Consider the following 20,515-nt stretch of genomic DNA (forward strand, 5'->3'; position numbering starts at 1 on the left):
AAAATCAGCGAATCCGAATGTTTTTAGAATTGCGAAAGTTGCATAGCAACGGAGCAATTCGTGGATATCAGTTGGGGGCAAAATACCTTTTGATCCCAACATCATTTTTAAATTTACACTTGCATTTTTTGCAATACAAGAATATAATGAAACCCGTAACGGGGAGCTTGCCGTTTTGCAGGCTGAGAGTAGACGAAACGCGTCTTGACCCATAACCTGATTTGGATAATGCCAACGTAGGGATATACTATACGTGTTTTTCTTGTACAAAAAAAACATGCGGATATGTCTTTTACAGGCATATCCGCATTTTTGGTATAGTGGAATTTTTTCTGCTATTCCTTATAAAAAGGAGCGAGAATATGCTAAAAGAATGTTTCGACAACGTAAGAAAATTGGTACCGCTTGTACACAACATCACAAACTATGTGACTGTCAATGATGTAGCCAATATCATTTTGGCATGCGGTGCAAGCCCAATCATGTCCGACGAACCAGATGATGTTACGGACATTACCTCCATATGCAGCAGCTTAAATATCAACATTGGTACGCTGCATAAATCCAGCATTGAAGCAATGTATCTGGCTGGAAAAAGAGCAAATGAACTTGGTCATCCTATCCTTTTAGATCCGGTAGGTGCTGGTGCTTCTGCACTTCGCACAAATACTGCCGTTGGTCTTATGGAACAATTACAGCTGACTGTAATCCGTGGAAACATCTCCGAAATTAAGACACTTGCCAATGGAAATGGTACAACAAAGGGTGTTGACGCTGATGTTGCTGATAAAGTCACGGATGATACCTTGGATGAGGCTATTCTGTTTGTAAAAAAATTCGCTGCACAGAGCAAAGCAATTATCGCTGTTACAGGTGCTATTGACCTTGTCAGCGATGGTACACGCTGCTACGTGATTAGAAATGGCCGTCCAGAGATGGGACAGATTACCGGAACTGGCTGTCAGCTTTCTGGTCTTATGACCGCCTTTGTCGCTGCTAATCCATCTAATCAGCTTGACGCCGCTGCTGCTGCTGTCTGCGCAATGGGTCTTGCAGGTGAGATCGGCTACAGTCACATGAAAGACGGCGATGGCAACTCAACTTACAGAAACCGCATTATTGATGCTATTTACAACATGGACGGCGAATCATTAGAGAAGGGAGCTAAATATGAAGTGCGCTGATAAAGACCTTCTTCTATATGCTGTCACTGATCGCTACTGGCTTGGCGAGCGAACTCTTCACGATGTCGTTAAGGAAAGTCTTGACGGCGGCGTTACATTTGTACAGCTTCGCGAAAAGCATTTAGACCAGACTCATTTTCTTGAGGAAGCAAAAGATTTAAAGATGCTTTGCAAAGCATACAATGTTCCTTTTGTGATTAATGACAACGTTGATATCGCACTTGAAATGGATGCTGACGGCGTGCATGTCGGACAAAGCGATATGGAAGCTGGCGATGTGCGTGCCAAGCTTGGTCCTGACAAAATTATCGGCGTGTCAGCGCAGACTGTTGAACAGGCAGTTCTGGCAGAAAAACGCGGAGCTGATTATCTTGGTGTTGGCGCTGTTTTTCCTACCAGTTCCAAGGATGATGCAACAGAGGTTTCCTATGAGACATTAAAAGCTATCTGTCAGGCAGTCTCCATTCCCGTCATTGCAATCGGCGGCATTACAAAAGACAATGTGGCAGAATTATCTGGCAGCGGCATCTGCGGAATTGCCGTTATCAGTGCCATTTACGGTCAAAAAAATATAAAGGATGCAGCTGCGAACCTTAAAATGGCAGTACAAAAAATAATCGATTAACACTATTATGCGGTCTGTTGGGGGCACCACCTCAGATCGCAATACAAAACGTTAATGAAAAAGGAGAATTTTATTATGAAAACAGCATTAACGATCGCAGGAAGTGACTCCTGCGGAGGCGCCGGCATTCAGGCAGATATCAAAACAATGATGGCAAATGGCGTATACGCTATGAGTGCCATCACTGCTTTGACTGCACAAAATACAACCGGCGTGACTTCTATTTTAAATGCAGATTCTAAATTTTTAGGAGAAGAGCTTGACGCAGTTTTTACTGACATTTATCCAGATGCTGTAAAAATTGGTATGGTTTCAGAAAGTGATCTGATCCACGTAATTGCATCAAAGCTTCGCCAATACAATGCCAAAAACATTGTTGTAGATCCTGTTATGGTAGCTACAAGCGGCGCAAAGCTTATAAGCGACGATGCCATTGATACGCTAAAGCAAGAATTATTTTCACTAGCTGATGTGCTTACACCAAATATTCCAGAGGCCGAGGTTCTGACTGGACGAACTATCTCTAATGCCGAGGAAATGATTGATGCAGCGAAGATGATTTCAGAAACATACAACTGCGCAGTTTTATGCAAGGGTGGCCACACCATAAATGATGCCAACGATCTCTTATATGCAAACAATACTTATCGCTGGTTTTACGGAAAGCGTATTCAAAATCCTAATACACATGGCACTGGATGCACATTGTCCTCGGCAATCGCATCAAATCTTGCAAAGGGTTTTGATCTTGAGACATCTGTATGCCGTGCAAAGGACTATATCTCTGGCGCATTATCTGCAATGCTTGATCTTGGAAAGGGAAGCGGTCCTATGGATCACGGCTTTGCAATCGATAATATTTACACCAAGGAGGCTGACATCTAATTATGGAAAAGAAAACTTCTCTATTTGAAAATGGTTTAATCTGGTTTGGTGCCGGTGTTTCGATTGCAGAAATTCTGACAGGTACATACTTCGCTCCTCTTGGCATGGCAAAGGGTCTCGCTGCAATTTTAATTGGTCATGTAATTGGATGTGTTTTATTATTTTTATCAGGTGTTATTGGCGGAAGACTCCAAAAAAGTGCAATGGAAACAGTAAAAGACAGTTTCGGCATTCATGGTGGTCAGCTATTTGCAATTTTAAATGTACTTCAGCTTGCCGGATGGACTGCAATTATGATTTATGACGGTGCACTGGCTGCACAGGGAATTTTCCAGGCTGGTCAGTGGATCTGGTGTCTTTTGATTGGCGTTTTAATTATTGTCTGGATCCTGATTGGAATCACCAATCTTGGAAAATTTAATACAGTCGCAATGGCTGCCCTCTTTATTCTGACACTTATTTTAGCAAAAGTAATTTTCTTTAACGGGACTGCCTCCGTAGTTCAAGATGAAGCAATGTCATTTGGCGCTGCTGTAGAACTTGCTGTCGCAATGCCTCTTTCTTGGCTTCCGCTTATCAGTGACTACACACGCGAAGCAAAACAGCCTGTTAAAGCAACTGCTGTCAGCGCGATTGTATATGGTATCGTAAGCTGCTTTATGTATCTGATCGGTATGGGCGCTTCTATTTTTACTGGTGAGAGCGACATTGCTCAGATTATGGTAAAAGCCGGACTTGGCGCTGCTGGTCTTCTGATTGTTGTATTTTCTACTGTAACAACAACATTTCTTGATGCCTACTCAGCAGGTATTTCAAGTGAATCTATTGTATCTGGAATAAAGGGAAATTATGTAGCTATTGCCATAACTATTATCGGAACTATCGCGGCTATTGTATACCCGATGGATGATATCACTAATTTCCTCTATCTGATCGGATCTGTTTTTGCTCCGATGATTGCTATTCAGATTGCAGACTTCTACATTTTAAAGAGAAAATCTACTGATAAACCGTTTCAGTGGCGTAATTTGTTTATATGGCTGATTGGTTTTATCATGTACCGTATTCTTATGCGTATAGATATCGTGTGCGGAAATACACTGCCTGATATGCTGCTTACAATCGCACTTTGCCTGATTGCTGCAAAAATAGTAAAAGAAAAAAATTAAAATTTTAGGGAGGCAATTATGAATCGAAATTATAATGCACTCATTTTAAAATCAGTTAAAATCACTGCCGGCGCAATTTTAGCCATTCTTTTTGCCTCCTGTCTAAACTTAAAGTACAGCGCTACAGCTGGCATTATCACAATTTTAAGCATTCAAAATACAAAAAAGGAAACCATACAGACTGCACTTGCAAGAGGCGAAGCCTTTTGCTGTGCACTGTTAGTTTCCTTTTTATGTTATAATTTTTTCGGCTATACAACAGCAGCTTTTGGCATCTATCTGTTAGTATTCACAACACTTTGCCTCACAATGAAGTGGTCATCAGCAATCGCCATGGACTCTGTTCTCATTACACATTTTTTAGCTGAAAAAACAATGAATATTCCAATGATTGCAAATGAGATAAGTCTGTTTTTAATCGGTGCTGGAATTGGAGTCCTTCTTAATCTTAGTCTTCGTCCAAAGGAAAATGAATGGAAAGATAAAATGGCAGAGGCAGATGAGTCCATTCGTTCCATTATTAAAAGAATGGCAGAACGTATCAGAACACTAGATCGTACAAACTACGATGGTTCCTGCTTTCTTTTGCTTGACAAACAGCTTACTGCTGCAAAAAGCCTTGCACTCACAAACATGGATAACACACTTGGCACATCGTCCTGCGCCGAACTCGACTATGTACAAATGCGCGAATTTCAAAGTCAGGTGCTTCGTCAAATATATAACAGCATTCAAATGATTGCATATCTTCCAGACCAAGCTCCAATCATAGCTGATTTTTTTGAAAGAATCAGTAAAGAATATGCAAAAACAAATGATGTGAAATCACTTCTTGATACACTTCATGAATTGATTCTTTCCATGAAAAATGAAAAACTCCCCACAAAACGTGAGGAGTTTGAAAGCCGAGCTGTTCTTTTCTATATTTTAAAGCAGCTTGAAGAATTTCTTATTTTAAAACGAAATTTTGTCGAGCGCTGGCACTAATTTTTATCATCTGGAATCAGCCATAACCGTTTTGCAGCCGTCTTTGCTTCGCTTCTTCGGCTTACATCAAGCTTTGTCAAAATATGGCTCACATGTGTTTTAACAGTTGGAAGCTTTATATCCATAATTTGCCCAATCTGTGCATTGCTTTTGTCTGCACAGATAAGACGAAGAATCTGAAGCTCTGTTGCTGTAAGTTCATTTTCCATTGACAGATGCGGCTGCAAAAAATCAGGATAAAATGATGCCTCTACTCTTACATCTTTTATCAGCCGCGCAAACCATTCATCATCATTTTTATACTCTGTCTGTTCAAGCAGTGAAAGCACTGCGGCTCCATATACACTTATAGTTCGTATAAAACCAAACTCCTGCGCCGCATCAAGCGCTGAATTTAATTTTTCCTTCCAAAGTGAATCCTTTTTTCTGTACAATGCAATCGCCTCTAGCACATTAATATGAATCCCATCTATATATCTTGAACACTCCCTACAATATGACTCCAATGGTGCGAGTGTCAAAAGTGCTGCATCTGGCATTCCGAGTGCAAGCTCTGCCATCGCCTGTGTAAGATATTGATAACGCTTTAAAACATTTAAATGAAGCGGATCTTTTGGTGCCTTCTCCCGATACCACACCTGTACACGTTCGAGATCATCCATATGAAGCCAAATACGGCAGAGTACTGCATCTATATTATGGAAGAAACGCGTATGACCATTTTCCTCAAAACGCTCTCGAGCCATCTGTACTGTTCGAAGCGCATCCTCTGCACGTCCTAATGCAATCTGGCTGCGCGCCAATAAACCAACCATTGCAAACTCAATATCCGGAGTTCCCTTTTTTTGCACCTCTCCAAGCTGAGAAACAAGCAAAAGAATACGCCCAGAAATATCCTCGCCCTTTTCAAATTTACTCTCTGCAATTGCACAGTCTGCCAGACCTACTCCGTCCTTTCCCAAAACAGCCTCTACTGGAATGCGCATTGTCTGATAAAGAAGATCATCTATTTTGCTCCACGGTGAAAAATCCTTGCCTCCATTCATAATACTTGGAAGCGTGCTTGTCACTGAAAATGGTGGAAGTTTCACTTCTCTATTAGTAATCAATCTAAATACAGATGGAATAATCTGAATCATTTTATCAGTTTTTCTCTGAGGAAGTGAAATATCCAGCCATGCAATTCGACTTTTGATCTGACGAAGCACAGCATCCTGCTTTTTACACTTTGCTGCAAATTGTTCCAGCTCATGATACCAGCGCTCCGAATTCTCATAATCTGTATTCAGCGCGCAAAGCATACTCATTCCCTGCATCAGTGACGGTGATTCTAAGATTTCTGACTCTGGCAAACTGCGGTAATATTTTTCCATCTCGCTGTAATGTCCCATTCCAGGATGACTCTCTCCGTTTCGAATCAGAATTTCCGACACCTTTGAGTGATCTTTTCCTCTGCTGTAACAATCAAGCGCCTTTTCATAATCTCCTTTTAACTCATAATACATGCCGCCTCTCACAAGCACCGCGTTTTTCTTTTGCGAACTATATTTGCGCTCAAGCTCCCATAAAAGGAAATCACGAAATTGCGGCCAGAAACGAAATTGACGAATCCCATCATAAAGAAGCATTGTTGTATTTTTCTGAATCCAGTCTAACAGTTCGCTGGTACTAGGATCACCGCTGACCATTCTCGCTAGCTCATAATCAAAATTATCAAATGACGCCAATTCAAGCAGAAGACGGCGTATTGGCAAATCAAAGCGATGGTAAATTGCCGCTTCAAAGTAAAGAAACACCTCATGATATGCTTCCTTTACAATATCTGAATTAAATACACGCTGACTATCCGCATGATTGATACATTGAAGTGTAACAACAACACCTAAAGGATATCCTATTGACTCTTTAAGCATTTCATTAATTTCACTGTCTGTCAGCTTAATATTATATTCAAAAAGCATCTTCCGAATATCATCTCTGTCAAATAAAAGATCTCTCGCACCAATAACCATCATATCACCAGTATACTGAAATGCCCTAAACACACCTGGCACACCACCGCGCGACAGCAGCACAAATTTTTTTTGCGGATTATCACGAATTAATTCATTTAATTTTTGTAAATCTTCATCCTCCTGAAATTGCTGAAGATCATCAATCACCACAATGTCGCGATTTAATTTGATCTCTGGCAGTATTCCATCTGTCTCCAAGCCACTTATCAGTTCAAATTTTTTTCCACGCAGAAGTTCAAAAGCCACCGTGCTTTTTCCAAATCCACATGGTGCACCAAAGTACAAAATGCGTCCATGATCCATAAACTCATCAAATTTAGTTTTTATTGTTTTTTTTATAATCACATATCTATCCACAGAATCCTCCTCTCTTTTTAGTTAATAGTTACGGTTTTTATAAATAAAATACGACTTTTTAGCCAACTTTAATTTAAATTATACCGCTTTTATAAAAAAAGTAAATCATCCTAAAGTATTAAAAATGATAAAAAGGCTGATCCACTTTCGCGAATCAGCCTTCTGGGTGTGTGTCGAATATGGAAAACCAGCTTAATTACTCTGCAATCTCAGTGGAAACTTCCTCGGAAGGCTCCTCATAAGATGCAATGCTGGTGTAGTACAGCGAAGCAACATTTTTCACAACATCGCGAAGTGATACAAAGCTTTCAGGTGATGTAAACTCAGCAAATTCTCCATCAGTAATGGAAGCAATACCAAGCTGAACACCAATTGCATCCTCACCTTCTGCCGTTGCTGAAAGATCAAGCAGTACTGCAGATACGCCATCTGCGGAATCAATAGAAAGTGTACCCTCAAAAGCAGCATACTCTAATGCTGATGAAAGAAGCTCAACAAATGAAATATCAGAAGACTCATCTGATCCCATAGAGAACTCTTCCTCAACACCAGCAAATAACGCATCTACCAGTTCAGAAACAAGTGCAACACTATCTTCCTCTGAAAGCTCAGGATCAGCTTCTCTAAACCCCTCTGCTGCTGCCAGTATGTAATCAGAAACAAATTCAAGTCCTTCTATGTCTTCTTCTGCAGATTCACCATCTGTTCCTTCTACAGATGCCATTGCCTCATCAATACTCTGAGCAATTGTAAGAAGAGTATCATTGTTTATTGCGATCTGAACACCAGTATCAGTTTCAACAGTCTCTAAATCTGCCAGATTATCAGTAATTGCTGTCAAAATTGTATCAAGCTGACCATCATCTGATGCTGTCGGAGCAGGTATTTCAAGCCAAGACTCTGTAATTCCTACCATAGAAAGCATCTCAGTCATACTGTCATCTGCTGTAAGCTCACTATATATGTTTACAATCTCTTCTACATTTAAATAAACATCCTCACCACATACACGAAGCACATCATCAAAACCATAAACAACAGGTTCTTCTGTGCCCATCATTGATGCTGGGAGAGTCACTGATACAGAAAAAGAGCTGTCTCCGCTTTCATTATAAACAGCTGTGATGTCAGCGCTTAATGTTTCTCCACCCTGTGTAAGTGAAAGTGAAATCATATCGCCATAAGTTACAGGTGTCTCTACAGCCTCGTCAGCAAAGATCACACCTGCCGGGCTCATTGCAATAATACCACTCATCATCGTTGCTAACGTTTTTCTCATCTTCATAAAGAAATCCTCCAATCAAATTAACTAGTACTAGTTATTTTTTGTTTTTACTGTACTTTCCATTATAGAGAACTTCTAAAAAATGTAAATCATACCAAAGTATGATATCACATTTTTTCCAAAAACGCATATTGACTCATATACAATTCCTTATAATAGCCATCCTTTGCCATCAGCTCATCATGCGTACCCTTCTCCAAGATATTTCCCTGGTCAATATACATGATACAGCTTGAGCTTTTAATAGTTGACAGACGATGGGCAATGATAAAGGAAGTTCTGCCCTTTAATAATTCCTGAAGACCCTGCTGTAAAAGTAACTCTGTCTCTGTATCTATGCTTGATGTTGCCTCATCGAGAATCAAAATTTTAGGATCGGCAAGCAGCGCTCTCGCGAAGGAAATAAGCTGTCTTTGGCCTGCCGACAGACGGCTTCCGCGCTCATTTACCTGAGTCTGGTAGCCATTTTCCATACTCATAATAAAGTCATGCGCACAAACTGTCTTCGCTGCTCTGATTACATCTTCATCGCTTGCTTCCCTGTTTCCATAGCGGATGTTATCCATTATTGTTCCTGAGAAAATAAAGCTGTCCTGCATCATAACGCCCATCTGTTTTCTCAGTGATTTGATCGTCACACTGTTAATATCAATTCCATCAATTAAAATCTTTCCAGAATCAATATTGTAGAAGCGGCTGATAAGATTTACAATTGTTGATTTTCCTGCTCCTGTCGGACCTACGATTGCAAAACTATCTCCTACGTTTGCCTTAAAATTTACATCATTTAAGATACGCACACCTGGCTCATAAGAAAATACAACATGAGAAAACTCTACCTCACCCTTAATCGGCGGCATTTCCACGGCGCCAGGAGCATCCTTTACATTAACTGGCTCATCAATAGTCTCAAAAATACGCTCCAGATATGAGATTGCCGTCAAGAGTGAGTTATAAAAGGAAGCCAGCGTATTGATCGGATTCCAGAACTGGCTGATATAAATTGTCAATGCCGTTAGAGCACCGACACTAATTATATCATTTCCGCCCATAATCCAGTGAATACCAACCCAATATACAGCTGCCGTCGCAAGGATTGATATAAACTGAACAGTCGGTCCAATCATAAAGTTATACTTGATAACGCTCATCCATGCCTTTCGATAGCTTCCGCTTAAATTATTGAATATGCCAAGATTCTTATCTTCTCTTACAAATGCCTGTGTAACACGCACACCATTGATGCTCTCTGCAATATAGGCATTCAAATTTGACTGCTTATTGCTTGCAAGCTGCCATCCGCGGCGCTGCTTTTTCTTTACAAAAAGCACAATTGCAATAAGAATAGGAAGACCACACATACAAATCAAAGTAAGCGGCACACTATAATAAAACATAAAGCCTACAATAAAAAATAATGAACAGCAGTCTGTGATGGTATTTACGATACCGTTTGACAGAAGATCACTTATGTTATTTACATAGTTGACAATACGCACCTGAATCTTTCCATGCGGACGGCTGTCATAATAAGAAAATGGCAGCTCCTCCAGATGAATAAACAATTCTCTTCTTAGCTCATGAATGATGCCCTGACCAATCTGAGATGTCCACTTAATCTTGATACGAAGTATGTAAGCTGTTGCCAAAATTATCAAAGCTGCAAGCGCCGCCATCAAAAGGATTCCCTTTTTGTCGTGATTCGGAATGTAAATATCCATTACGCGCTGCATCAGCACAGGAATAACCATGCCAAGCGCTGAGGAAAACAGCATAAGCATTATTGTCATAATCAGCTTTTTTCGATAACGGCCTACATAACTAAATAATCGCTTAATCTGCTTCATGTCAAATTTAGTTTCGAGTGTCTCATCCACGTCATATTTATTTCGTGCCATTATGCCTCACCCCTTCCCTTTTCTGCGCGAACCTTCTTAAAGCGGTCAAACTCACCATATTGATGATGAAATACAGTTGAATAATAGCCCTTTTTAGCAAGCAGCTGTTCATGTGTTCCTCTCTCGACAAGGCGGCCATTATCAAGTACAAGAATCTGATCTGCATGTATAATAGAAGATATACGATGAGCAATGATAAATACAGTACGCTCATCCGAGATTTTCTTTAATTCATTCTGAATCATACTCTCCGTTTCCATATCAATTGCAGAGGTTGTATCATCAAGAATAATTATTGACGGATCCTTTAAAATTGCGCGTGCAAGCGAAATTCGCTGTTTCTGTCCACCAGACAGACCTACACCGCGCTCACCAATAATCGTATCATATCCTTCTGGCATCTCCCTGATAAATTCGTCAGCATTTGCAATCTTTGCAGCTGCCTGCACCTGCTCAAACGTACAGTCTGGATTTCCATAAGCGATATTTCCCTCAATTGTATCTGAGAACAAAAAGACATCCTGCATCGCAATTCCGATATTTCCGCGAAGCGTCTGGAGATTCAAATTTCTAACATCAATATCATCGACAAGCACGCGTCCCTGATTCACATCATAAAAACGGCAAATCAAATTGACAAGTGATGACTTTCCAGAACCAGTCGCACCAATGATACCAACTGTCTGACCTGGCTCTACGTGAAAACTGATATCCTTTAACACAGTATCATCATTTGTATAATAATTTACATGATCAAAGGTAACACTGCCCTTTAGCTTTCTCTTTTCTACAACATGCTCTGGCTGCTTGATATCTGGCTCAGTTGTATAAACCTTATAGATTTTTTCAATTGCAGTAAGAAAACGCTGCAAATCATTAATTATCCATCCTGCCTGACGAAGCGGACTGTTAAGCATCCATAAATAACCGTTAACAGTTACCATGTTTCCTATAGTCATCTCGCCGTCAATTACCATAAAACCACCCATGATCATAAGGATAATAGTCAGACACTGGGAAAGGACCTCAAACATCGGAATATATTTCATCCAGATCGATGCGGCATTTAACTGTGCATCACGATATCCATCATTCTCGCGGTCGAACTTTTCAAGCTCATAATCTTCCTTTGCAAATGCCTTTACAACACGGTTTCCTGCGATTGTCTCCTGTGCAAATGCATTCAAACTAGAGAAACAGTCACGCACCCTGTCAAAGGCCGGCTTAATATGACGTCTCTGGCTCAGTGTCACTGCCAATGTAAACGGAAGTACAATCAGCATACAAAGTGCCATTTTAACATTAACAGAAAAGATCATCACAAGTGCCATCAAAAATACAAGGATATTCTCAAAGCTAAAATAAATAACATGAGAAACCATGTGACGCACTGCATCCATATCTCCTGTCTGTCTGGACATAAGGTCTCCTGTGCGGTTTTTGTTGAAGAAGTTAAAATCTTCCTTCATCAGCTTACGATATGCTTCTTCCCTCATGTCGTAGACAAGTCCCTGACTGGATGACTCAAAACACATTAAAAATGTGAAGCGCAGCAGCGATCGAACAAGCGTCACTCCAATCATAATAAGCAGCAAAATACCAAGCTTTTCATAATGCTGTCCCTCAATAACTTCATCCACAATCATACCAGAAATCTGTGGGTTGATCAAAACAAGCAGTGATGTGATAAACACTAAGATCAAGCCTACGATCATTCTTACGCGGTATTTTTTTAAAAAAGATAAAAACCAGCGTATGTATCCCATATTTCTCTCCTCCTTTTTGTAGTTTGTGCCTTCATGTTACTCTAATATTTTTAAAATAAAATGTACTTTTCTTGAAAATTGATGTATAATAATCAAATCAAGCTTTATCGTTTTTAGGCATTTTTATTTTTAAGGAGGTTTACTTTACTGTGTGTGATACGTACGACATTACTTACTCTGACTTAAATCCAACTTTATATTTCGCCGGTAAGCGCACGGTGACAGAATCGAATTTTTCTCATACGCATGATGCACCCGAACTCTTTATAGTGTTATCTGGTGATCTGGCAATCTGGATGGATGGAACTACCACTCCACTTACAGCCGGTGATATTGTCTGTGTACCGTCGCACATGCCGCACCGTACACTGCCGACAGTGCATGATAACCCTGCAATTTTATTCTTTACTTCATTTTCAAACTTTCACTTTAAGGGAATGGAACCAAACCGTCTTGATTTTCCTGGCGGCTCATCTGTGCTTCACACGGACGGTCTTGTCCGTCAGGATATCACAAATCTGTGTCTTCGTATGATATCTGAGCGCTACAGCAATCAGGTCGGTCAGTACTTTATGCAAAAGGCATATTTGACACAGCTTCTTATGACAATCATCCGTCAGATCACTGTTCCGCCAAAACAAAGCTGTTCTCCTGTCACTTTTGAGACACACCATAAAACATATGTGGTGAGCGAGATCCGCCAATATCTGAGCAGTCATTATGCTGAAAAGATTTCACTTGATCTGATTGCCCGGAATATGTATCTAAGCTCTGCTTACATATCAAAAATTTTCAAAGAAGAGACTGGTGAAGCTCCAATCAACTATCTGATTAAAATGCGCTTAGAGCGCGCCCGCATTCAGCTTGAATCTGATAACGGACAAAGCATAAAAGCCATCTCAAACAGCGTTGGCTACGATGATGTTTACTATTTTAGTAAGCTTTTCAAGAAATATTATGGCATGTCTCCAGTTCACTACAGGAGTAAATACAAAAAAGTAGTGTAAATAAAGACCAGGGGGTTGCCCCCTGGTCTTGTTTTTTTATAATCCAATCCAGCTTCTTAATACTCTAAAGTTTGCCGGTCCCTGATTAAAGAGAAGGTCTAACAGATTAGCTTCACTATAGTTTTCACCCTGATTGGTAGCCATTGTTGACTCAAGCTCTGTGATCTGCAAATAGTCAATCGCTGCAGCTGCATATTTTCCAGGATTCTTTAAAACCATCTGATACACACTAGAACCATAGCTGCTTCCGCCTGCTTCTCCAAAATAAGTTGTGCAAAGATCTGTTACCTCTGCTTCACCCCAGCCGCCTGCATGTACTGAAATATCAGCAACACCATACAATGCATACGTCATTCTCGTCGATGCAATCAGGTAATTTCTTAAATTATCGTCTAATCGATCATCGTTTAAATAAGCTCGAATAATACCGAACTCAGTCCAGCCATTTACAAAGCCATTGCATACAAGATTTTTCTTAAGCGCGCTTGAAGATGCGCTGACTGTATCATATGCGTATGCATCATCTGGTGCCTGCTTTGTAAAGCTTGCTGCACCCACCTGAAGTGTGGAATCACCACCCATTAAGTCATTCATAACCTGATAATTACCGTTTGCTTCATTCGCCAGTATCTCACGGAAATCGCCCCAGGCTCCATCTACACCACTATACTTTTGCAGCAGATAATTGTAGTAATCAACACCACCCTCAACACTGCAAAGTGCAGCATCAGCTGCGGCTGCTGCCACACTGTCATACTGTTCGCCATCCATCTCAACATTCAACGCATCAAGCAATGCATCATATGTCTTTGCCTGTGCCTCTGTCAGATGTGTTCTGTCATACGTCTGCAGCTCCGCAAGTGTTCTTGTAAGATTCTCACTCTCACGCTTTAAATAATTGCTGTTTTGTGCTACAGCCTCATTCAGATTGGTGATAAATTCATCAAAGTCAGACTGCTCTATCGCATGATTGCTGTCATCATCCTCATTGCCAGCCTGAGAATTATCACTTTCTGCTCCAGTCTGTGCCTCTTCTGACTGCTGTTTGTCTGCACCTGCCTGATCAACAGTCTGTGCTTCACCATTTTCATCGCCTGCTTCTTTTGACTCATTAGAAGCTTCCTTTGTTTCTACATTCTTTGTTCCATCTTCCTTTGTGCCCTGCTCTGCCACGCTCTTTGTCTGACCTAGTGACATTGCAATGCCGCCTGCTGTCAATCCGACAACCAAGACAACTACCAGTACAACCGGCAGCCACAAACGCATCATCATGATTCTGTGCTTCTGCTTTCTAAGCCTTTTTCTATCTTCTGAATTCATACAACAATCCAGCCTTTCTCTTTTTCTAAATTCTTTACTGCGTTGCTTTTACCTGACACAAAGCGACACGGTAACTTATAATCACAGTATAGCATGATTTTTCAATACAGACAATTGCTTTTCTCACGTTTTTCTTGCAATCTTTCGTTCCTGGTGGTATCATAAATTATATCTGTGCTGCATTTCCCAGCCCTTTTTAAATTTGTGCTGCGCAAATAGCATCACTGTGAAAAAACAGACCGCTTCTGCGGCAGAAAGTGAGAAAAACACCATGAAGAAACCGTATTACATCACCACGGCCATTGCTTACACTTCCGGCAAGCCGCACATTGGAAACACCTACGAGATCGTGCTGGCAGATTCCATTGCCAGATTCAAGCGAATGCAGGGCTATGATGTGCGCTTTCAGACAGGTACGGATGAGCATGGTCAGAAGATCGAGTTGAAAGCTGCTGAGGCTGGAAAAACACCAAAGCAGTTTGTTGATGAGGTGGCAGGCGAGATCAAGAAGACCTTTGACCTGATGAACACATCCTATGATAAATTTATCCGTACTACTGACGACTACCATGAAAAGCAGGTTCAGAAAATTTTCAAGAAGCTTTATGACAAGGGTGATATCTACAAGAGTGAGTATGAAGGTATGTACTGTACTCCGTGTGAATCCTTCTTCACCGCTTCTCAGTTAGTTGACGGCAAATGCCCAGACTGCGGACGCCCATGTACACCAGCAAAGGAAGAGGCTTATTTCTTCCGTATGAGCAAGTATGCAGATAAGCTTATTGCTCATATTAATGAGCATCCAGATTTCATCCAGCCAGAATCCAGAAAGAATGAGATGATGAACAATTTCCTTCTTCCGGGACTTCAGGATCTATGCGTTTCCCGTACCTCCTTTAAGTGGGGTATTCCGGTAGACTTCGATCCAAAGCATGTTATCTATGTATGGATTGATGCACTTAGCAACTATATCACTGGACTTGGCTTTGATCTTGATGGAAACAGCGATCCGATGTTTGAAAAGTATTGGCCGGCTGACCTTCATCTTATTGGAAAGGATATTCTTCGTTTCCATACCATCTACTGGCCAATCATGCTTATGGCTCTTGATCTGCCGCTTCCAAAGCAGGTATTTGGTCATCCGTGGCTGCTTCAGGGTGATGGCAAGATGAGTAAGTCAAAAGGAAATGTAATCTACGCAGACGAGCTTGTTCATTTCTTTGGTGTTGATGCAGTTCGTTACTTCGTTCTTCATGAGATGCCGTTTGAAAACGATGGTGTAATCTCTTGGGATCTGATGATTGAGCGTATGAACTCTGATCTGGCAAACACACTTGGAAATCTGGTAAATCGTACGATCTCCATGACCAACAAGTACTTTGGCGGTGTTGCTGTCAACTATGGCGTAAAAGAGGATGTTGATGATTCCTTATTTGAGGTTGTCACCTCCACTGCTTCTAGAGTAACTGCTCGCATGGATAAGCTTCGTGTTGCCGATGCAATCACCGAGATCTTCACCCTGTTTAAGCGCTGCAACAAGTATATCGATGAGACTGCTCCGTGGGTACTTGCAAAGGATGAATCAAAGAAAGAGCGTCTGTCTACTGTTATGTACAACTTGATCGACAGCATCTTAATCGGTGCTTCCTTACTTGAGCCATTCATGCCAGAGACTGCAAAGAAGATTGCTGATTCTTTAAATGCACCGCTTCGCACAATGGATCAGGTTTCCACAATGGGCACCTACCCATCTGGAAATAAGGTAACAGATCAGCCACAGATTCTTTTTGCACGTGTTGATGCAGAAAAGATGATGGAAGAAGTTAATGCACTTATGGAGTCCAAGAAGGCTGCTGCAAAGGACGCTTCCAAAGAAACTGCTGAGGCTGAAAAAGAAGATGAGGCTGTTATCGACATCGAGCCAAAAGAAGAAATCACATACGAAGATTTCTCAAAAATGCAGTTCCAGGTAGGTGAGATTATCTCCTGTGAGGCAGTAAAGAAGTCCAAAAAGCTTCTGTGCTCTCAGGTAAAGATAGGATCTCAGGTAAAGCAGATTGTTTCCGGTATCAAAGCTCACTACACACCAGAAGAAATGGTTGGCAAGAAGGTTATGGTTCTTGTAAACTTAAAGCCGGCAAAACTTGCAGGTGTTTTATCTGAAGGTATGCTGTTGTGTGCAGAGGATGCAGACGGAAATCTTGCACTGATGACACCAGAGAAGAAAATGCCAGCTGGCGCTGAGATTTGCTAAATCAGTTCACACGTCACACTAGATTTGACAAATTCCATGCTTGCATGAAAATTTGTCAAATCGATGGGACGAAGGGAACTGAAAACCAAGCCAGGGGGACCTGTCCCCCGGCTTTTTTTGTATTACAAGCAAGTTTATCGCAAGGGCACCTCGATGAATGACTTTGTCGGCACCACTACATAACGTGATAACTCACAATTACCACATTTTCAAATATTCATACAGTTCATCAACCGTCTCAAATCCCATTTTTCTATACATTTCTTTCGGTGTATCGTCTGCATCTGCATGCAGGAACATTTCTTCCTTAAACTGAGATGCAATGTGTTTCATAAGTGTGGTCGCCACGTAACGCTTGCGAAATGCTTCCCTTACAACAAGAGCATCCATCACCACATAGCCATCTATCGCATATGCATAGCAGGCACCTGCCGGTTTTCCATCCAGATATGCCACATAATAATGAAATCCCGGTATCTCCATCGCCTTTTTTACGTAACGCGCATCACGTCTTCTGATAAAATCTTCGCCGTAGTCTGAAGCAAAAGTTTCGATATCAATTTTAAGCAAATCGGCTAATACATCACCGGAAGCACTGTCATATATTATTACGTCAGGGTTGCTCTTCCATCTTGCCATATTTTCTTTCTTATTTCTAAGAAGCATTGTTTCTGTGCAGCATTCTTCCAAAGAAAAACGTTTGATCAGAACCTCATCTAACTTTTCTCTTGTATCGATCTTTAGAAAGCCTCTGCCGAGTTGGCGCTGGTATGCAATTGCCTGCTCTAGTTCTTTGCCTGTTGGATCATCTAATAATGGCACAAACTGGTTGTGATCATACATATCATATAGATCATCATCCTGCCATTTTTCCATATGCTCAGAAAATGCACGTTTTTGTGAAAACAGTTGTTTAAATGACTGCTCTGCCTTTCTAATACATAAGCAAAGCTTTCCCTGCTCTAATCTCATTGAACACCCTCCTTATTCTTCTTAATAAACTCAATAAATGCCTCTGCCGCATGGGACAAGGTACGGTCTTTCTTCCAAATCAACGCATAAAATGCCTTCGCGTCTGGGTTATTGATTTGTCTAATACAGACCTCGCGGTCTCGTACAAGTGACGATATCGACTCTGGATAAATCGCAATTCCAACTCCATTTTTGCTGAGTTCATAGGCATTCATCATATGCGCCACTCTGCCGCGAATAATAGGCATACTCTGCGGATCTGAAAACCATCCATGAATCTCACCCTGACGCGATTCACGTGACGGGATCAAAAGATCATATGGAAGCAGTTCATTCGGATTGATCGGTTCATTTGTCTCTGAATAAAGCGGATGACCTTTCGGAATCATCGCCACCCACGGTTCTTCATATACCTCTAACACATGAAACTCCTCCGTGTTAAATGGCGCCGTGATCATCGCCACCTCGCATAAGCCCTTCGTGACACGATTATTTACATCATCTGTATTTCCATTCCACAAAATATACTGCACATGCGGATGCATCTTCTGAAACTCTGAAATCCAATGTGCAAAAAGATGGGGACCACATCCCTCAACTGAGGCAATGTAAAGTGTTCCCTGTAAGCCCTCTTTTCGGATTCTCACTTCTTCCTCAGAACGGTTCACCAGATCAAGAATCTGCGATGCGTACTGCAAAAACAATTCTCCTTCTTCCGTGAGTTTTACCTTGTGCGGTGAGCGCTCAAATAATTTTGTGCCAAGTTCCTCCTCTAAATCCTGAATCTGACGGCTGAGCGGTGGTTGAGCAATCGCAAGTTTTTCCGCTGCCCTGGTAAAATTTTTCTCCTCTGCTACTGCCTTAAAATATCGAATATGACGAAGCTCCATCGAATCACCTGCCTTTCCAAACAAATTTGCTTTGATGGGAATTCCTTGATGAAAATTCCTTAATATGATATTTTACATGATAGCATGTATATCCACCTCGTTGCAATACCTATAGAGTATTGTTATACATTTATTATATGTATTTCACATTTTCATTGCCGTGTGCTACTATAAAACCATCAAAAAGAGATCCGGCCGGTCTCCAAAAAAGAACCAACCCATTACTTCACTAGTATAGAGTTAATGAAAGAAAGAGAGGTATTTATTATGAAGAAGATTTTAGATAAGGTCAGCGAATTTTTTAAGGAATATTATGTAAGCTTTGGTGAGAGAATCTGACAATGACGACTGATGATAATTGTTTGACACATTCAAATGGTGCCGTAAAATGAAGCTAGAAAAACTAGATCATTTTACGACACCCTATTTTCGCCTTCAAATATTATTTTTTTAATGGTGTACCCTAAATAGTATACCCCACTATCTCCTATTCAGCAACAGCCTCTAAATTATCTCAACATTCTTCCCATCTCGGCTTATGCTTTTTATCTGGACTTGAAGGGCAAATTCCAGACATTGTCGGTGGGCATGTTGGCGGTCTCCCATTGCTAGTTGTTAATGTACCACCTCTTGACATACCACAATAGATACAAACTGGTGTCCATCTAATGCTTTGGCTCATACTATAATTCTCCTTTCGTTTCACCTTAATCAATGCGATACGCACAATCATGCATTATTTACAACGCATTGTTTTCTTTTATCCTTATATTATCACTATAGATATAATAAGTCAATACTATTAAGCATTAAATTTTAAAATATGCATAAATTATTTTAACAATCAGTGTAATATCACTTCAAAATAATCAATCAAATAAAATGGCACTCTTTGCACTTCTAAATAATTTCTTTAATCCACAAATCGCCTTAAGAAGCATATTTTAAATGCTCAATAGTGGATGCGTAGACCGGTAATTGTCAAGAGTCTTGTCACCCGCCTTTACCATTGTCTGGTTTCCGAAACAATCATAATCAAATGCATAAGTGGTTCCACCATGCTTGATACTCTTAATTCGGTCTCCCTCATCATATGTATAGGAAACGTCCCTTGTCTGCCCCAATACGGCTGCACTTACGCCTGTTAAGCGATCTGTTGATGCCTCGTAATGATACTGTGTACTATGATTGTTGGCATCGGTCATCTTTGTCAGAAGACGGTTATCACTGTCATATGCATAGGAAACGCGTTTCTGTCTGGCATCCATTACACTCGCTACATTTCTAAAATCACTTGTATAGCCCATGTAGGAATAAATTCATTTTTCTACCTTCTCCAGTACAAATACCTTGTTGTCCTGAATCTCTGAAAACGCCACACTTGATGGAGTTCCGGTTCCAATAATGGCTACCAGATTTGCATAATCTCCAAGCTTGACATCAAACTGATAACCCAACTTGTTCTCGATGACATAGCCTGTTCGAAGTTTCTTAGACCACATTGGGGACAGGCACGGTGGTCAGATTAGTGTCCCTGCGGCTCAAATTTGCGAACTTTTGTTCTTTTTCGACTCGACTACATTCTAGTAAAGACACCAAAAAGCCTGAAAGCTCTTTTCTTGAACTTTCAGACTTTTTTATTTTAGTGGACACATATCGAGCCAGTAGGGACACATTTTTAGCCACCGTCCCTGTCCCGATGGCTATTCCAGATTTTTGCTTCCTAACTCCTGTGGTTTCGCAAAGATCACACCAGAATCATCCTCACCTCCTACCCAGTTAAAAAGTCATTTTTAACTACAACTCTAGCTTATTTGACTAGCGCATTAATCTTCTTCTCTATTTTCTGTACCAATATAATATTTTCCTTCTTTTATAATTTTTAGTATTTCTTTCATATC

General features: G+C 40.7%; 17 protein-coding genes and 1 riboswitch. Of the genes, 7 read left to right on the forward strand and 10 right to left on the reverse strand.

Translation table 11 applies throughout. The annotated features are described in order from the left end of the window. Nucleotides 1–149 precede the first annotated feature (149 nt). Nucleotides 150–261: riboswitch (TPP riboswitch) on the forward strand. A gap of 101 nt (nucleotides 262–362) precedes the next feature. The 5 genes from thiM (at nucleotide 363) to LKD48_RS14800 (ending at nucleotide 4,850) form a co-directional block, all read left to right on the forward strand. Then, nucleotides 363–1,184 carry a hydroxyethylthiazole kinase gene (gene thiM / locus LKD48_RS14780; RefSeq protein ID WP_308732436.1) on the forward strand — a complete coding sequence of 274 codons (822 nt, stop codon included), beginning with the start codon at nucleotides 363–365 and terminating at the stop codon, nucleotides 1,182–1,184. After that, complete coding sequence (thiE, locus tag LKD48_RS14785) at nucleotides 1,171–1,809, forward strand: thiamine phosphate synthase (RefSeq protein WP_308732437.1); 639 nt, start codon at nucleotides 1,171–1,173, stop codon at nucleotides 1,807–1,809. The genes thiM and thiE overlap by 14 nt, the downstream gene beginning before the upstream one ends. Nucleotides 1,810–1,884: 75 nt before the next feature. After that, nucleotides 1,885–2,694 (forward strand): bifunctional hydroxymethylpyrimidine kinase/phosphomethylpyrimidine kinase, encoded by an 810-nt coding sequence (gene thiD, locus LKD48_RS14790; protein ID WP_308732438.1) that lies wholly within the window; start codon nucleotides 1,885–1,887, stop codon nucleotides 2,692–2,694. Next, nucleotides 2,694–3,863, forward strand: a complete 1,170-nt coding sequence (gene cytX / locus LKD48_RS14795; RefSeq protein ID WP_118615931.1) for a putative hydroxymethylpyrimidine transporter CytX — start codon at nucleotides 2,694–2,696, stop codon at nucleotides 3,861–3,863. Before thiD ends, cytX begins: the two co-directional genes overlap by 1 nt. 18 nt (nucleotides 3,864–3,881) lie before the next feature. After that, on the forward strand, nucleotides 3,882–4,850 hold the full coding sequence (locus LKD48_RS14800; RefSeq protein ID WP_308732439.1) for an aromatic acid exporter family protein: 969 nt from the start codon (nucleotides 3,882–3,884) through the stop codon (nucleotides 4,848–4,850). Here LKD48_RS14800 and LKD48_RS14805 read toward each other — a convergent pair. From LKD48_RS14805 to LKD48_RS14820, 4 genes are all read right to left on the reverse strand, one after another. Next, the gene (locus LKD48_RS14805; protein WP_308732440.1) at nucleotides 4,847–7,222 is read right to left on the reverse strand and encodes a LuxR C-terminal-related transcriptional regulator; all 2,376 of its coding nucleotides are present in this window, start codon (nucleotides 7,220–7,222) and stop codon (nucleotides 4,847–4,849) included. The two genes, LKD48_RS14800 and LKD48_RS14805, sit on opposite strands and share 4 nt — an antisense overlap. A gap of 196 nt (nucleotides 7,223–7,418) precedes the next feature. Beyond that, nucleotides 7,419–8,507, reverse strand: a complete 1,089-nt coding sequence (locus tag LKD48_RS14810; RefSeq protein ID WP_308732441.1) for a hypothetical protein — start codon at nucleotides 8,505–8,507, stop codon at nucleotides 7,419–7,421. A gap of 107 nt (nucleotides 8,508–8,614) precedes the next feature. Further along, the gene (locus LKD48_RS14815; RefSeq protein ID WP_308732442.1) at nucleotides 8,615–10,405 is read right to left on the reverse strand and encodes an ABC transporter ATP-binding protein; all 1,791 of its coding nucleotides are present in this window, start codon (nucleotides 10,403–10,405) and stop codon (nucleotides 8,615–8,617) included. After that, on the reverse strand, nucleotides 10,405–12,171 hold the full coding sequence (locus LKD48_RS14820; RefSeq protein ID WP_118615943.1) for an ABC transporter ATP-binding protein: 1,767 nt from the start codon (nucleotides 12,169–12,171) through the stop codon (nucleotides 10,405–10,407). The genes LKD48_RS14815 and LKD48_RS14820 overlap by 1 nt, the downstream gene beginning before the upstream one ends. A 149-nt stretch (nucleotides 12,172–12,320) precedes the next feature. Between LKD48_RS14820 and LKD48_RS14825 the strand changes: the two genes are divergently transcribed. After that, on the forward strand, nucleotides 12,321–13,178 hold the full coding sequence (locus tag LKD48_RS14825) for an AraC family transcriptional regulator (protein ID WP_118615945.1): 858 nt from the start codon (nucleotides 12,321–12,323) through the stop codon (nucleotides 13,176–13,178). A 36-nt stretch (nucleotides 13,179–13,214) separates the two neighbouring features. Here LKD48_RS14825 and LKD48_RS14830 read toward each other — a convergent pair whose 3' ends face one another. Beyond that, nucleotides 13,215–14,498 (reverse strand): DUF885 domain-containing protein, encoded by a 1,284-nt coding sequence (locus tag LKD48_RS14830; RefSeq protein WP_118615947.1) that lies wholly within the window; start codon nucleotides 14,496–14,498, stop codon nucleotides 13,215–13,217. Nucleotides 14,499–14,769: 271 nt separating this feature from the next. Here LKD48_RS14830 and metG point away from each other — a divergent pair, with 271 nt between their 5' ends. Then, nucleotides 14,770–16,752, forward strand: coding sequence for a methionine--tRNA ligase (gene metG / locus LKD48_RS14835; protein WP_408628583.1), 1,983 nt, complete (start codon nucleotides 14,770–14,772; stop codon nucleotides 16,750–16,752). A 198-nt stretch (nucleotides 16,753–16,950) separates the two neighbouring features. Here the strand turns inward: metG and LKD48_RS14840 are convergent, their stop codons facing one another. The 5 genes from LKD48_RS14840 to LKD48_RS14860 form a co-directional block, all read right to left on the reverse strand. After that, nucleotides 16,951–17,724: a GNAT family N-acetyltransferase gene (locus LKD48_RS14840; RefSeq protein ID WP_118615951.1), complete on the reverse strand. Its 774-nt coding sequence runs from the start codon at nucleotides 17,722–17,724 to the stop codon at nucleotides 16,951–16,953. Continuing rightward, nucleotides 17,721–18,614 (reverse strand): LysR family transcriptional regulator, encoded by an 894-nt coding sequence (locus LKD48_RS14845; RefSeq protein WP_308732444.1) that lies wholly within the window; start codon nucleotides 18,612–18,614, stop codon nucleotides 17,721–17,723. Before LKD48_RS14845 ends, LKD48_RS14840 begins: the two co-directional genes overlap by 4 nt. 514 nt (nucleotides 18,615–19,128) lie before the next feature. Then, nucleotides 19,129–19,296 (reverse strand): hypothetical protein, encoded by a 168-nt coding sequence (locus LKD48_RS14850; protein WP_308732445.1) that lies wholly within the window; start codon nucleotides 19,294–19,296, stop codon nucleotides 19,129–19,131. A 262-nt stretch (nucleotides 19,297–19,558) separates the two neighbouring features. Next, nucleotides 19,559–19,921, reverse strand: a complete 363-nt coding sequence (locus LKD48_RS14855) for a hypothetical protein (RefSeq protein ID WP_308732446.1) — start codon at nucleotides 19,919–19,921, stop codon at nucleotides 19,559–19,561. 12 nt (nucleotides 19,922–19,933) lie between these two features. Continuing rightward, nucleotides 19,934–20,116 carry a hypothetical protein gene (locus LKD48_RS14860; RefSeq protein WP_308732447.1) on the reverse strand — a complete coding sequence of 61 codons (183 nt, stop codon included), beginning with the start codon at nucleotides 20,114–20,116 and terminating at the stop codon, nucleotides 19,934–19,936. Nucleotides 20,117–20,515: the final 399 nt, after the last annotated feature.

The sequence above is a fragment of the Anthropogastromicrobium aceti genome (genome assembly GCF_020687335.1).
Taxonomy (GTDB): domain Bacteria; phylum Bacillota; class Clostridia; order Lachnospirales; family Lachnospiraceae; genus Anthropogastromicrobium; species Anthropogastromicrobium aceti.

Bases quoted from the DNA above. Each gene is read 5' to 3' on its own strand.
- thiM (WP_308732436.1), top strand. From the start codon at position 363: ATGCTAAAAGAATGTTTCGACAACGTAAGAAAATTGGTACCGCTTGTA.
- thiE (WP_308732437.1), top strand. From the start codon at position 1,171: ATGAAGTGCGCTGATAAAGACCTTCTTCTATATGCTGTCACTGATCGC.
- thiD (WP_308732438.1), top strand. From the start codon at position 1,885: ATGAAAACAGCATTAACGATCGCAGGAAGTGACTCCTGCGGAGGCGCC.
- LKD48_RS14800 (WP_308732439.1), top strand. From the start codon at position 3,882: ATGAATCGAAATTATAATGCACTCATTTTAAAATCAGTTAAAATCACT.
- LKD48_RS14810 (WP_308732441.1), bottom strand. From the start codon at position 8,507: ATGAAGATGAGAAAAACGTTAGCAACGATGATGAGTGGTATTATTGCA.
- LKD48_RS14815 (WP_308732442.1), bottom strand. From the start codon at position 10,405: ATGGCACGAAATAAATATGACGTGGATGAGACACTCGAAACTAAATTT.
- LKD48_RS14820 (WP_118615943.1), bottom strand. From the start codon at position 12,171: ATGGGATACATACGCTGGTTTTTATCTTTTTTAAAAAAATACCGCGTA.
- LKD48_RS14830 (WP_118615947.1), bottom strand. From the start codon at position 14,498: ATGAATTCAGAAGATAGAAAAAGGCTTAGAAAGCAGAAGCACAGAATC.
- metG (WP_408628583.1), top strand. From the start codon at position 14,770: ATGAAGAAACCGTATTACATCACCACGGCCATTGCTTACACTTCCGGC.
- LKD48_RS14840 (WP_118615951.1), bottom strand. From the start codon at position 17,724: ATGAGATTAGAGCAGGGAAAGCTTTGCTTATGTATTAGAAAGGCAGAG.
- LKD48_RS14845 (WP_308732444.1), bottom strand. From the start codon at position 18,614: ATGGAGCTTCGTCATATTCGATATTTTAAGGCAGTAGCAGAGGAGAAA.
- LKD48_RS14850 (WP_308732445.1), bottom strand. From the start codon at position 19,296: ATGAGCCAAAGCATTAGATGGACACCAGTTTGTATCTATTGTGGTATG.
- LKD48_RS14855 (WP_308732446.1), bottom strand. From the start codon at position 19,921: ATGGGCTATACAAGTGATTTTAGAAATGTAGCGAGTGTAATGGATGCC.
- LKD48_RS14860 (WP_308732447.1), bottom strand. From the start codon at position 20,116: ATGTGGTCTAAGAAACTTCGAACAGGCTATGTCATCGAGAACAAGTTG.